This window comes from Curtobacterium sp. MCBA15_016 (genome assembly GCF_001865105.1).
Taxonomy (GTDB): domain Bacteria; phylum Actinomycetota; class Actinomycetes; order Actinomycetales; family Microbacteriaceae; genus Curtobacterium.
On the sequence record NZ_MJGR01000029.1, the window covers coordinates 25,829 to 38,712 of the forward strand.

Annotated in this window: 10 protein-coding genes; all 10 read left to right on the forward strand. The window is 72.0% G+C overall.

The window, feature by feature from the left end:
* Positions 1-110 precede the first annotated feature (110 nt).
* Positions 111-2,999 carry a DNA polymerase III subunit gamma and tau gene (locus BIV03_RS12555; protein WP_071295948.1) on the forward strand — a complete coding sequence of 963 codons (2,889 nt, stop codon included), beginning with the start codon at positions 111-113 and terminating at the stop codon, positions 2,997-2,999.
* Positions 2,999-3,598 carry a recombination mediator RecR gene (gene recR, locus BIV03_RS12560; protein ID WP_070418402.1) on the forward strand — a complete coding sequence of 200 codons (600 nt, stop codon included), beginning with the start codon at positions 2,999-3,001 and terminating at the stop codon, positions 3,596-3,598. Before BIV03_RS12555 ends, recR begins: the two co-directional genes overlap by 1 nt.
* A 131-nt stretch (positions 3,599-3,729) precedes the next feature.
* A complete protein-coding gene (locus BIV03_RS12565; RefSeq protein ID WP_070418403.1) occupies positions 3,730-4,995 on the forward strand; it encodes an aspartate kinase in 1,266 nt (421 codons plus the stop codon).
* A gap of 17 nt (positions 4,996-5,012) precedes the next feature.
* Positions 5,013-6,065, forward strand: coding sequence for an aspartate-semialdehyde dehydrogenase (locus BIV03_RS12570; protein ID WP_071295949.1), 1,053 nt, complete (start codon positions 5,013-5,015; stop codon positions 6,063-6,065).
* 93 nt (positions 6,066-6,158) lie between these two features.
* Positions 6,159-7,646, forward strand: coding sequence for a malate:quinone oxidoreductase (locus tag BIV03_RS12575; protein ID WP_139201961.1), 1,488 nt, complete (start codon positions 6,159-6,161; stop codon positions 7,644-7,646).
* Positions 7,647-7,692: 46 nt separating this feature from the next.
* Positions 7,693-8,856: an Rv2578c family radical SAM protein gene (locus tag BIV03_RS12580; protein WP_071295950.1), complete on the forward strand. Its 1,164-nt coding sequence runs from the start codon at positions 7,693-7,695 to the stop codon at positions 8,854-8,856.
* Between the two features lie 170 nt (positions 8,857-9,026).
* Entirely contained in the window at positions 9,027-10,250 is a 1,224-nt protein-coding gene (locus BIV03_RS12585; RefSeq protein WP_070418406.1) for a sensor histidine kinase, read from the forward strand.
* Positions 10,247-11,485 (forward strand): hypothetical protein, encoded by a 1,239-nt coding sequence (locus tag BIV03_RS12590; RefSeq protein WP_071295951.1) that lies wholly within the window; start codon positions 10,247-10,249, stop codon positions 11,483-11,485. The genes BIV03_RS12585 and BIV03_RS12590 overlap by 4 nt, the downstream gene beginning before the upstream one ends.
* Positions 11,472-12,173: a response regulator transcription factor gene (locus tag BIV03_RS12595; RefSeq protein ID WP_229086463.1), complete on the forward strand. Its 702-nt coding sequence runs from the start codon at positions 11,472-11,474 to the stop codon at positions 12,171-12,173. Before BIV03_RS12590 ends, BIV03_RS12595 begins: the two co-directional genes overlap by 14 nt.
* The gene (locus BIV03_RS12600) at positions 12,173-12,799 is read left to right on the forward strand and encodes a thymidine kinase (RefSeq protein ID WP_071295952.1); all 627 of its coding nucleotides are present in this window, start codon (positions 12,173-12,175) and stop codon (positions 12,797-12,799) included. Before BIV03_RS12595 ends, BIV03_RS12600 begins: the two co-directional genes overlap by 1 nt.
* Positions 12,800-12,884 lie beyond the last annotated feature (85 nt).

A 12,884-nucleotide genomic window follows, 5' to 3' on the forward strand; every position in this document is an offset into this window, starting at 1 on the left:
CCGTCGTCTGCACGGACGGGAGGCGCGGTTCGTCACGCGCCCGCCGCCCACTTCCCACAGGCGGTCCGGTCCGACCATCGGGTGTCGGTCGTCCCGGCTACCCTTGGGGCGTGGTCACCGCCCTGTATCGCCGTTACCGGCCCGAGAACTTCGCCGAGCTGATCGGACAGTCGCAGGTCACCGATCCCCTCCGGACGGCCCTGCGCACGAACCGGGTCAACCACGCCTACCTGTTCAGCGGGCCGCGCGGCTGCGGCAAGACGACGTCCGCGCGCATCCTCGCGCGCTGCCTGAACTGCGCCGAGGGCCCGACCGACACCCCGTGCGGCGTCTGCCCGAGCTGCGTCGAACTGGCACGCGGCGGCGGGGGATCGCTCGACGTGATCGAGATCGACGCCGCCAGCCACAACGGTGTCGACGACGCCCGTGACCTGCGCGACCGCGCCGTGTTCGCCCCGGCACGCGACCGCTACAAGATCTTCATCCTCGACGAGGCGCACATGGTGACGCCGCAGGGCTTCAACGCGCTGCTCAAGCTGGTCGAGGAACCGCCGGAGCACGTCAAGTTCATCTTCGCGACGACCGAGCCCGAGAAGGTCATCGGCACGATCCGGTCGCGCACCCACCACTACCCGTTCCGCCTCGTCCCGCCGGCCGCGATGCTCGAGTACGTCGAGCAGCTCTGCCAGCAGGAATCGGTCTCGGTCGCGCCCGGCGTGCTGCCCCTGGTCGTCCGCGCCGGCGGTGGTTCCGTCCGTGACACCCTGTCGCTGCTCGACCAGCTCATGGCCGGCAGCGAGGACGGGGCGATCGCGTACGAGCGGGCCGTCGCGCTCCTCGGCTACACCGACGCCGCACTGCTCGACGACGTGGTCGACGCGCTCGCCGTGGCCGACCCGGCATCGGCGTTCGCCGCCATCGACCGGGTCGTGCAGACCGGGCAGGACCCTCGTCGCTTCGTCGAGGACCTCCTCGAGCGCCTCCGTGACCTCATCGTCGTGGCCGCGACCAACGAGAGCGCCGCGGCCGTCCTCCGGGGCGTCTCACCGGAAGAGCTCGACACGATGACCCGGCAGGCCGGTGTCTTCGGTGCGACCGGGCTCTCGCGTGCGGCGGACATCGCGAACCGTGCACTGACGGACATGACCGGGGCGACCTCGCCGCGGCTGCACCTCGAACTCATGACCGCGCGGATGCTCGTGCCCGAGGCCGACGACACCCAGCGCGGTGCCCTCGCCCGGGTCGAGCGACTCGAGCGACGCATCGGTGTCGGGGACGCCGGCGGGCACCAGGCCGGGCCGGAGTCGCTCCCGGCCGCGGGGTCGACCACCGCCCCCGCGCCGAGCACGCAGCCAGCCGCCCCCGCTCCTCGGGCGGCCCAGGCCCCCGCGGCTCCCGCCCAGAGCCAGGCCCAGACGCCGGCGCCGGCTCCCGCTCCGGCCGCTGCCGAACCGACCGCCACCCCGGCCACGACGTCGACCGACCCCGGTGCCACCGCTCGGGATGCTGCTGCCTCGTGGGCCGCCGCGGTGCCGAGCGCACCCGAGGCGCCGTCGAACGGACCCGGGTCCACGCCGGCACCCGGAGCCACGCCGACGCCCGCCGCGGGCGCTGCGAACGCGTCCTCGACCGGCCAGGGCACGACTGCGGGCGACGAGCCGGCCGTGCGTCCCATCGGCGCCGTCGGGTTCCAGCAGCTCCGCGACTCCTGGCCGCAGATCGTCGAGCACGTCCAGCGGCAGAAGCGTTCGGCGTGGTCCGTGGTCGTCACGGCGCAGGTCACGGCGCTGCGCGACGACGTCCTCACCCTCACGTTCCCGAGCCAGCAGGACGTCGCCTCGTTCAAGGAGATGTCCGACCCGAACGCCAGCGTCAGCGAGCTCCTGCGGGCCGCGATCGTCGACGTGCTCGGGCTCCGTGTGAAGTTCGTCGCCCGTGGTCCCGGTGGGCCGGGGCAGCAGCGACCGCCGCAGCAGCCCGGGGCCCAGCCGCCGCAGGGGGCCGCGCAGCCGACGCCGAGTGCCGCGCCTGCCCCTGATGCTGCGGGTGCTGCGGGTGCTGCGGGTGCTGCACGGCCCGGTGCCGACCGGTCCGCCGAGACGGCTCCGGCCGCTCCCGCGCGTCCGGAGCCGACGACGGCCGAGCCGCACGGGTCCGCCGAGCAGCAGGCGGCGGGGGACTCCGCCGACCGGTCCGCTGCGCAGGAGTCCGGCGGGGGCGCATCCGCCACGGGAGCACCCTCGGCGGCCGAGTCCGCCGCGCGCGAGACGGCAGCGTCGGAGCACGCGGCACCAGCACCGGCACCGGCACCGGCACGGCCGGACGCGGCGCCCGCGCAGGGAGACCAGCGCCCGACGCAGTCCCGCCCTGCACCCACCCCCGCCCCGGAGCCCACCCCCGCCCCGGAGCCCACCGGCGCCCCGGTCACCGAATGGGCCGTCGCCACGATCCCCGCCGCGGATCCCACCGCCGGGGCCGAGCGCTCGTGGTCGGCCCCGTTCGGCACCACCGACACCGGTGAGCCCGTCGCTCCCGTCCCGACCACGTCCGACCCGACGGTGGACGCGGCCCTCGCGGCACAGCTGCGCCCCGCGTCCTCGCTGGGCGCCCCCGCACCGCAGGCGACCCCGTCGACGCAGGCCGCGCCTCCCGGCAGTCCGGATGCCGAGGCCGACCGCGGCCCGGGCGCCGAGCAGTCCACCGGTCCGGCCGCCGCACCGGGCGGCAGCCCGGACGTCCCCGTCGACGACTACCCGCTCGACGACGACCCGTACGGCGACGGCGACCCCTACCCCGACGCGCAGCAGTCCGCCGCACCGCAGCAGCCCGCCGCCCCCGCGCCGAGCCAGCAGCGCCCGGCACCGGCCCAGCGCCCCGCCGCACCCGTACCGCAGGTCCGCCGGACCCCCGTCGCGGGCCGCTACGGCGAGGCCGTCGTCCGTGAGATCCTGAACGCCCAGTTCATCGAGGAGACCTCCCTCCACGAGGAAGGCGCCTGATGTACGACGGCATCGTGCAGGACCTCATCGACGAGTTCGGTCGCCTCCCCGGCATCGGACCGAAGTCGGCGCAGCGCATCGCGTTCCACATCCTCCAGACCGAGTCGTTCGACCCCACCCGGTTGTCCGAGCTCCTGGCGGACGTCAAGGAGCGGGTCCGCTTCTGCGAGATCTGCGGCAACGTCACCGAGAACGTGCAGTGCAGCATCTGCCGTGACCCGCGCCGGTCGCCGGCGGTCATCTGCGTCGTCGAAGAGGCGAAGGACGTCGCCGCGATCGAACGGACGCGCGAGTTCCGCGGGCTGTACCACGTGCTCGGCGGCGCGATCAGCCCGATCGACGGCATCGGCCCGGACGACCTGCGCATCCAGCAGCTCATGACGCGACTGGCGGACGGCACGGTGGACGAGGTCATCATCGCCACCGACCCCAACCTCGAGGGCGAGGCCACGGCGACGTACCTCAGCCGGCTGCTCGTCCCGATGGGCATCCGCACGACCCGCCTGGCGTCCGGGCTGCCCGTCGGCGGTGACCTCGAGTACGCCGACGAGGTCACACTCGGCCGCGCGTTCGAGGGCCGTCGGGTCGTCGGCGGCTGACCTGCCGGAGCCGAGCAGCGCGCAGGATCCTTGCGTCTGCACCGGCTCTGACGCAACATCCTCGAAACACCGACTACCATCATGAGACCGCGTGACAGTCGCGGAACCGTCGTCCCCGGGAGTACCAACCAGTGGCCTTGATCGTGCAGAAGTTCGGTGGATCGTCCGTCGCGGACGCCGAGAGCATCAAGCGCGTGGCGAAGCGGATCGTCCAGACGAAGAAGGCCGGCAACGACGTCGTCGTGGCCGTCTCGGCGATGGGCGACACCACCGACGAGCTCGTCGACCTCGCGCACTCCGTGACGCCGATCCCCGCCGGACGTGAACTCGACATGCTCCTCACCGCGGGGGAGCGCATCTCGATGGCGCTCCTGGCGATGGCGATCAAGAGCCTCGGGGTCGAGGCGTCGTCGTACACGGGCAGTCAGGCCGGCATGCTCACCGACGCCCAGCACGGCAAGGCCCGCATCGTCGACGTCACCCCGAAGCGCGTGCGCGAGGCACTCGACGCCGGGCACGTCGCGATCGTCGCCGGGTTCCAGGGCTTCAACCGCACGACCGGCGAGATCACCACGCTCGGTCGCGGCGGTTCGGACACGACGGCCGTCGCCCTCGCCGCGGCGCTCGACGCCGACATCTGCGAGATCTACACCGACGTGGACGGCATCTTCACCGCCGACCCGCGCGTGGTGCCGAAGGCCAAGAAGGTCGACCGCATCACCAGCGAGGAGATGCTCGAACTCGCAGCCTCCGGTGCGAAGGTCCTCTACATCCGTGCCGTCGAGTACGCCCGTCGGCACGGCGTCACCCTGCACGTCCGCTCCTCCTTCAGCAACGCCGAGGGAACCATCGTCTACAACCCTGCAGAGGGGGAAACCGTGGAAGAACCGATCATCACCGGCATCGCCGGAGACCTCTCCGAGGGCAAGATCACCGTCGTCGGCGTGCCCGACACCCCGGGCAAGGCGGCGGAGATCTTCACGATCGTCGCCCGCGCCGGTGCGAACATCGACATGATCGTGCAGAACGTGTCCGAGGCCGTCACCGGGCGGACCGACATCTCGTTCACGCTGCCGAAGGACCAGGGCCAGGGCGTCCTGACCGCGCTCGAGGTCGCGAAGGCCGACATCGGCTACGAGGGCATCCAGTACGACGACCAGATCGGCAAGCTCGCCCTGGTCGGCGCCGGCATGCGCACGAACGCGGGCGTCTCGGCGGCGCTCTTCCGCGCCCTGCACGAGGCGTCGATCAACATCGAGATGATCTCCACGTCGGAGATCCGCATCTCGGTCGTCACCCGTGCCGACACCCTCAACGAGGCCATGCGCGTGGTGCACAACGCGTTCGGCCTCGACGCCGACTCCGAGGCCGTCGTCTACGCCGGCACCGGCCGCTGACCCGTCAGGAGCACCGCATGAGCACCCTCACCGTCGCCGTCGTCGGCGCCACCGGCCAGGTCGGCGCCGTGATGCGCCGCCTGCTCGAGGAACGCGCGTTCCCGGCCGAGCACGTCCGGTTCTTCGCGAGCGCCCGGTCCGCCGGCACCACGCTGCCGTTCCGCGGCGAGCAGATCGTCGTCGAGGACTCCGAGACCGCCGACCCGTCGGGCATCGACATCGCGCTGTTCTCGGCCGGTGCCACCGCCTCGCGGGCACTCGCGCCGAAGTTCGCCGCCGCGGGCGCCCTCGTCGTCGACAACTCCAGCGCCTGGCGCATGGACCCGGACGTCCCGCTCGTCGTGAGCGAGGTGAACCCGCACGCCATCGACGATGCGCCGAAGGGCATCATCGCGAACCCGAACTGCACGACGATGGCGATCATGCCGGTCCTCAAGGTGCTCGACACCGAGGCCGGCCTCCGTCGCCTCGTCGCCACCACCTACCAGGCGGTCTCGGGTTCCGGGCTCGCCGGCGTCGAGGAGCTGCTCGGCCAGGCGCGGGCAGCGCTCGAGCAGGACACCGCGGCGCTCACCCACGACGGCTCCGCCGTGACGTTCCCCGAGCCGGTCAAGTACGTCCGCCCGATCGCGTTCGACGTCATCCCGCTCGCGGGCAGCATCGTCGACGACGGGCTGGGCGAGACCGACGAGGAGAAGAAGCTCCGCAACGAGAGCCGCAAGATCCTCGAGCTCCCCGCCCTGCTCGTCGCCGGGACCTGCGTCCGCGTGCCCGTCTTCACGGGCCACTCCATCTCGGTCAACGCCGAGTTCGAGCGCCCGCTGTCGCCCGAGCGTGCGACCGAGATCCTCGCCGACGCACCCGGGGTCGAGCTCGCCGACGTCCCGACGCCGCTGCAGGCCGCCGGGCAGGACCCGTCCTTCGTCGGCCGCATCCGTGCGGACCAGTCCGCACCCGAGGGACACGGCCTCGCGCTCTTCGTCAGCAACGACAACCTCCGCAAGGGCGCCGCGCTGAACGCGGTGCAGATCGCCGAGGCGATCGTCGCGCGCCGGACGGTCGCCGCGTAACCCTGTGCGATCCAGGAGGTGCGGTGCCAGCTGGCACCGCGCCTCCTGGCGTTCCCGGCCCGGCTTGTCAGCCGACGCCGCTAGCATTGTCGGGTGGCAGTGAAGCAGGTGGACCCCATCGACGTCGTCCTGGTCGGGGGAGGGATCATGAGCGCCACCCTCGGCGCCATCATCCACCGGCTCGAACCCACCTGGAAGATCCGCGTCTACGAGCGCCTCGGCACCGTCGCGCAGGAGAGCTCGAACCCGTGGAACAACGCCGGGACGGGCCACTCCGCGCTCTGTGAGCTGAACTACACGCCGGAACTGTCGGACGGCCGCGTCGACATCAGCAAGGCCGTGACCGTCAACGAGCAGTTCCAGGTCTCGCGCCAGTTCTGGGCCCACCTCGTCGAGACCGGTGACCTGCCCGAACCGTCGAACTTCATCAACCCCACGCCGCACATCTCGTTCGTGTGGGGTGCCGACAACGTCGAGTACATGCGCAAGCGGTACGTGGCGATGCAGGACCACCCGCTCTTCGCCGGGCTCGAGTTCTCCGACGACCCGCAGCAGATCCGGAAGTGGGCGCCCGCGCTCATCCCGGGCCGGAAGAAGGACCAGCCGATCGCGGCGACGTACTCCGCCGCCGGGTCCGACGTGGACTTCGGGTCGCTCACCCGGCAACTCTTCGACCAGCTCGAGATCGACGGTGTCGAGTTCGAGCCGTCGCACCAGGTCACGAAGCTCACGCGTTCGACCGTCAGCGAGGGCTGGGTGCTCGACGTCCGCAACGAGATCGGTCGGTCGACCCAGCGCATCGCGGCGAAGTTCGTCTTCGTCGGCGCCGGGGGCGGGGCCCTCCACCTGCTGCAGAAGTCCGGCATCCCGGAGATCCGCGGGTACGGCGGGTTCCCGGTCTCCGGCGAGTTCCTCCGCACCGACGACCCCGAGGTGGTGCAGAAGCACTCGGCGAAGGTCTACGGCAAGGCCAGCGTCGGTGCACCGCCGATGTCCGTCCCGCACCTCGACACCCGGATCGTCGACGGCAACGCCTCGCTCATGTTCGGGCCGTACGCGGGCTTCAGCCCGAAGTTCCTCAAGCAGGGCTCGCTCTTCGACCTCGTGAAGTCGATCCGGCCGCACAACCTCCGGCCGATGCTGAGCGTCGCGTTCTCCAACTTCGACCTGGTGCGCTACCTGATCGGGCAGCTCCTCGCCTCGAAGCAGACGAAGTTCGACGCCCTGCGCGAATTCATGCCGAGCGCCGAGCCGGGCAACTGGCACCGGATCACCGCCGGACAGCGCGTGCAGGTCATCAAGCCCGACAAGGACAAGGGTGGCGTCCTGCAGTTCGGCACCGAGGTCATCACCTCGGCCGACGGCTCGATCGCCGGCCTGCTCGGTGCGAGCCCGGGGGCGTCCACCGCGGTGCCGATCATGCTCGGCCTGCTCCGGAAGTGCTTCCCGGACCGCTGGGACCGCTGGGAAGCCGCGGTCCGCGTGATGGTGCCCACCTACGGGCAGGACCTCGGGTCCGACGCGGAGCTCGCCGACGCGACCCTCGAGCGCACGGCGAAGGTGCTCGGACTCCACCACTGAGCCGACCCCGCTTGCATGTCGTTCGAACGTGTGTTCGAATGACTGCATGCGGTGGAGTGGGCAGGCGATCGATGCCTCGCGGAGCGATGCGCTCCCCGGGCTCGAGTCGAACAGCGGGTTCGTCCGGAGCGTGACGACGCCGGAGTTCGCGGGTGTCACCTTCCACGAGGTCCTGGCCAAGAGCGCGCTGAACCGCGTCCCGAGCGCGGACGGCAGTGGGACGTACGGGTGGACGATCAACCCGTACCGGGGCTGCAGCCACGCGTGCGTGTACTGCTTCGCCCGCCCGACGCACACCTACCTCGAGTTCGACGGGGGAGCGGACTTCGACCAGCAGATCGTCGTGAAGACCAACGTGGCCGACGTCCTGCACCGCGAGCTCACGAAGCCGAGCTGGGACCGCCACCCGGTCGCGCTCGGCACGAACACCGACCCGTACCAGCGGGCCGAGGGCAAGTACCGGTTGATGCCCGGAGTCATCCGCGCCCTGGCCGACTCGGGCACGCCGTTCAGCATCCTGACGAAGGGCACCCTGCTGCGCCGCGACATCCCGTTGCTGGTCGAGGCCGCGCGGTCGGTGCCGGTCGACCTGGCGATGTCGATCGCGGTCTACGACGACGAACTCCAGCAGCAGGTCGAGCCAGGCACCCCGACGACGGCGGCGCGCCTGGCGACGGTCCGGGCCATCCGTGACGCGGGCCTGACGTGCTCCGTGTTCCTCATGCCCGTCCTGCCGTACATCACCGACACCCGGGCCCACCTCGACGACGCCGTCGGGCGAGCCGCGGCGGCCGGGGCGTCGAGCGTCATGTACTCCGCACTCCACCTGCGTCCTGGCGTGAAGCCCTGGTGGTTCGCGTGGCTCCAGCGCACCCGGCCGGACCTCGTCGAGCGGTACCGGTCGATGTACCTCGACAACACCTTCGCGCCGAAGGACTACCGGCGCTGGTTGTCCGAGCGGGTCCGTCCGATCCTGCGCGCGCACGGCATGGGGCTCGGCCACGTCGATCCGGCGACGGGCTCGATGGGGTTCTCGAACCGGCTGAGCGACCCGGGGGCAGCGCCCGCGACGCCGGCGGGAGCGATCTCCGGACCGTCGCCGTTCGAGGAGCAGTCCCGGTCGACGTCCTCGCCGCTCAAGCGCGCCGATCCGGGGTTCGACCAGCGCCTGGTCCCACGCGCTGCACCGGTCGTGCCGACGCTCTTCTGACGGGCCTCGGGCACGAGGGCGTCGGTCCGCGTTCGGGGGACACCGGGAACACCCGTGTGCCGGTATCATCGAGCGGGTCGCCGATCACTCCGACAATCGGGGTACACGGTCGCACCAACCGTGGTTGGATCGTGGGCGGCGTTCCCCCACGTCCGGAAGGACCCCCACCCGTGCTCGGCATCCCCACGCACCTCGCTCCGCGAGTGAACGCGTGGTCGACCGTTCGGGCCTTCCACGCCGCGGCGATCGGTTCGCTCGCCGCCGCCGCGATCGCCCTGGTGCTCTACCGCCTGGCCGAACCGGACGTCCGGGTGATCGGTGCCGTGCTGGCGCTGGTCCCGATGCTCGGCATGATCGCCGTCCACGTGCAGTTCGGCACGTGGCGGTCGGCCGTCGCGTTCCTCGTCGTCGGCGGGGTGTGCGCGTGGTGGTTCGCCGTGGTCGTGCAACGCGAGGTCCCCGCCGGGTGGGTCGCCTCGTACCTGCTCTCCCTGTCGATCATCCCGCTCGTGCTGGTGGGCGGTGCCGGCGCGGTCGCGGGGCGGGTGGCGCTGTGGTCGATCGCCGGGTTCCTGGTCGGTCGGGTCGCGACGTCGATCGCGATCGCGCAGGCGGGCGGTCCCACGCACCCCCTCGTGCTCGCGTGGGTGACGCTCGCGTTCGTCATCGCCCTCGTGCTCATCACGAGCCGCAACACCGCCCGCTCCGAGCGTGTGCAGCCCGAGCTGCTCCGTTCCGCGCGCGAGGAGCACGTGTCCGCGTACCGCGCCGGGGTCGAGGCCGAGGCGGCGGCCATCCTGCACGACACGGTCCTCAACCACCTCGGTGCGATCGCCCTCGCGCCCGACGGCCCGATGGACCCGCAGCTCGCCCGCACGGTCGAGGCGGACGTCGCGATGCTCACGGGCAAGGAGTGGCTCGCGCCGGGGGCCCGCCCGGCCCGCGCCGAACCCGGTGCCGCGGTGCGCGCGTTCGAGCAGATGGTCGACGACCACCGGGCGCTCGGACTCACGGTGACCGTCACCGGTGACCCCGCGGCCCTCGTCCGGTTGGACCAGGCGGCGATGACGGCGATCCTCCGTGCCGTCGGCCAGTGCCTGGCGAACGTCCGGAAGCACGCGGGAACCGACGCGGCCGAAGTGAGCGTGTTCGACGACGGGGTGGCGTGCACGGTCATGGTGGTCGACGACGGGCGCGGTTTCGACGAGTCCACGACGAGCCCCGACCGGATGGGCCTGCGCGGATCCGTGCGGGAGCGGATCGGCCGGGTCGGCGGCGACGTGCAGGTGTGGTCGTCGCCGGGCTCGGGGACGAGCGTCATGATGTCCGTGCCGTACGGTGCGGTCACCGGGACGACCCCGGTGCCGAACGCCGGGTCCGAGGTCGGCCGGTGACGCGCCCCGGTCCCGCCCGCGACGCCGGCCGCACCGCGCAGCAGTACGACCCGCTCGGCGCGATGGGGTCCCGCCCGCTGGCCATCGTGCTCGGCGCCTGCGGCGTGCTGTGGGCGCTGTTCGTGTCCGTCTTCGACCGGGACGTCGTCGGCAGCCCCACCCTGAGCGCCCTCACCGTGCTGCTCGTCGCGGCCTCCGGAGCGGTCGTGTTCGTCGCGTCGAGTCCGTTCCGCGCACCGTTCCCGCGCTGGGCGTTCGTGGTGCACGTGCTGCTCCTCGCCGCGGCGACGATCACGAGCGTCGCCGCCCAGTGGGGCCCGGACCGCAGCGCACTGAACGACTTCATGTCCCTGCTCGCCGCGACCGGCATCGTCATGACGGCGCCGTACCGACCCTGGACGGACCTGGCCCTGGGCGGCCTGCTGCTCGCGGTCGTCACCGGGGTCTCGTGGGGCATCGCGGCGTGGGCGTTCCCGCACCACGTCCCGATCGGCGTCGCGGCGTTCCTGGCGGCAGCGCCGACGCTCGTGCTCACCGCGGCCTCGGCGGTGTTCGCGTGGACGTTCGCCGGGCTCGCCGAGCGCGTGCAGATCCGTGCCGGGTCGTACTCGGTCGAGCGTGCGGAGCGCGACGGCATCGACGCCAGCGTGCAGCAGGACCGCTCGACGATCCTCGCCCGCGACGTCGCACCCTTCTTCGCCGAGCTCCGCACGCGCGAGGTCATCACCGACGCCGACCGTGCCCGGGCCCGGTCGATCGCCGACGGCATCCGGCGCTCGATGGTGGCCGACGCCGACCGGACCTGGTTCGAGCAGGCCGTCCGCACCGACGGGGGTACCGACGCCGTCGTCGACGACCCCGACGGGCTCATCGCCACCCTCGACGCCGACCAGCGGACGGTGGTCCGGACGTTCCTGCGGGCCGCGCTGCGTGCCTCCACGGTCGACCCCGCCGGGTTCCGCGCCACGATCCGAAGGACGGGGACGGACGACGGGGCGGCCGGCGACGCGGACGGAGGGATAGGCGGCGACGAGCGGACCACCGCCACCGCGCAGCCGCCCGCGACGAGCCGCGGCGTGACCGTCGCGATCGACCTCGCCGTCGCCGATTCCGACGTCGGCATCCACCGCACCTTCGACCCCTACTTCGCGGTCCTCCGCGTGACGTTCCCCGATCTGGACGTCGCGGTCCGACCCTCCGCCCTCGCACTAAGGTTCTCGTATGACCAGCACTGACCCGAGCCGGATCACGGATGGTGCGCCCGCCGTCCCGAACCCGGGGACACGACGCGTGCGGCTGGCGATCCTCGACGACCACGAGGTGCTGTTGGACAGCCTGTCGAGCTGGATCGCGGTGAACGCGTTCGACTTCGACCTCGCACTGACGGCCCACACGTGGCTCGAGATGGTGCACAGCGAGAACTTCCCGACCGACCTGGTGTTCCTCGACTTCCAGCTCAAGGAACCCGTCTCGATCGAGGCCCGCGTGCGCACCTGCCGTGCCGCCGGGGCCAAGGTCATCGTCCTGTCGAGCGTCGACAGCCGTGAGTCCCGCGACCGTGCGCTCGCCGCCGGCGCCGCCGCCTTCCTGTCGAAGTCGCTCCCCATGCGCGAGGTCATGGACGTCGCGCGCGAGATCATGGGCGTCGCGCGGGACACCCCGCCGCAGCGCGACTGGCGTCCGCTGCCGACCGGGGCGAACGCACACCAGCGGCCGAAGCTCAGCCACGGCGAAGAGGAAGCGCTGCGCCTGTACGTGTCGGGCTACTCGACGAACGAGGTCGCCGCGCAGATGAACGTGCAGTACGAGACCGCGAAGACCTACCTGCGCCGCGTGCGCGAGAAGTACAGCAAGGTCGGCCGGCCCGCGTCCAAGAAGTCCGACCTCATCCGTCGTGCGGCCGAGGACGGGTTCCTCGCGTAGTGGCGAAGCTCTACTTCCGCTACGGCGCCATGAACAGCGGCAAGAGCACCGGGCTCCTGCAGGCGGCCTACAACTACGAGGAACGCGGTCACCGGGTCCTCCTCGCGAAGCCGTCGGTCGACACCAAGGGCGACCGTGAGATTGTCTCGCGGCTCGGGGTGACCCGCACCGTCGACATCGTGTTCACGCCCGACGCCGACGTCCGCGCGGCGGTCACCGAGGCCGGTGCCACCGACCCCGAGTCCGACCGGCTCGACGGCATGGTCCGGCCGGTCAGCTGCGTGCTCGTCGACGAGGCGCAGTTCCTCACGCCCCGCCAGGTCGACGACCTGCTGCGCATCGCCGTCCTCGACGAGGTGCCGGTCATCACGTACGGCATCCGGACGGACTTCCGCACCGAGGCGTTCCCCGGCAGCGCCCGCCTGCTCGAGGTCGCGCACTCGCTCGAGGAACTCAAGACGATCTGCCGCTGCGGCCGCAAGGCGGTCTTCAACGCCCGCAAGGTCGACGGACGGTTCGTCTTCGACGGATCGCAGGTCGCGATCGACGGCGTCGACGTCACCTACGAGTCGCTGTGCGCCAACTGCTACCTCACGGAGTCCGGCGGACGCCTCGACGGCGACTGACGGGTCCGCCGGCCCGCCTCGTGCAGACGCGACCGTCTGCCGGACTGGAGGCGCGGGTCGGCGCCGACCCGCGCCTCCAGGCCCG

Bases quoted from the DNA above. Each gene is read 5' to 3' on its own strand.
- recR (WP_070418402.1), top strand. From the start codon at position 2,999: ATGTACGACGGCATCGTGCAGGACCTCATCGACGAGTTCGGTCGCCTC.
- BIV03_RS12570 (WP_071295949.1), top strand. From the start codon at position 5,013: ATGAGCACCCTCACCGTCGCCGTCGTCGGCGCCACCGGCCAGGTCGGC.
- BIV03_RS12580 (WP_071295950.1), top strand. From the start codon at position 7,693: ATGCGGTGGAGTGGGCAGGCGATCGATGCCTCGCGGAGCGATGCGCTC.
- BIV03_RS12595 (WP_229086463.1), top strand. From the start codon at position 11,472: ATGACCAGCACTGACCCGAGCCGGATCACGGATGGTGCGCCCGCCGTC.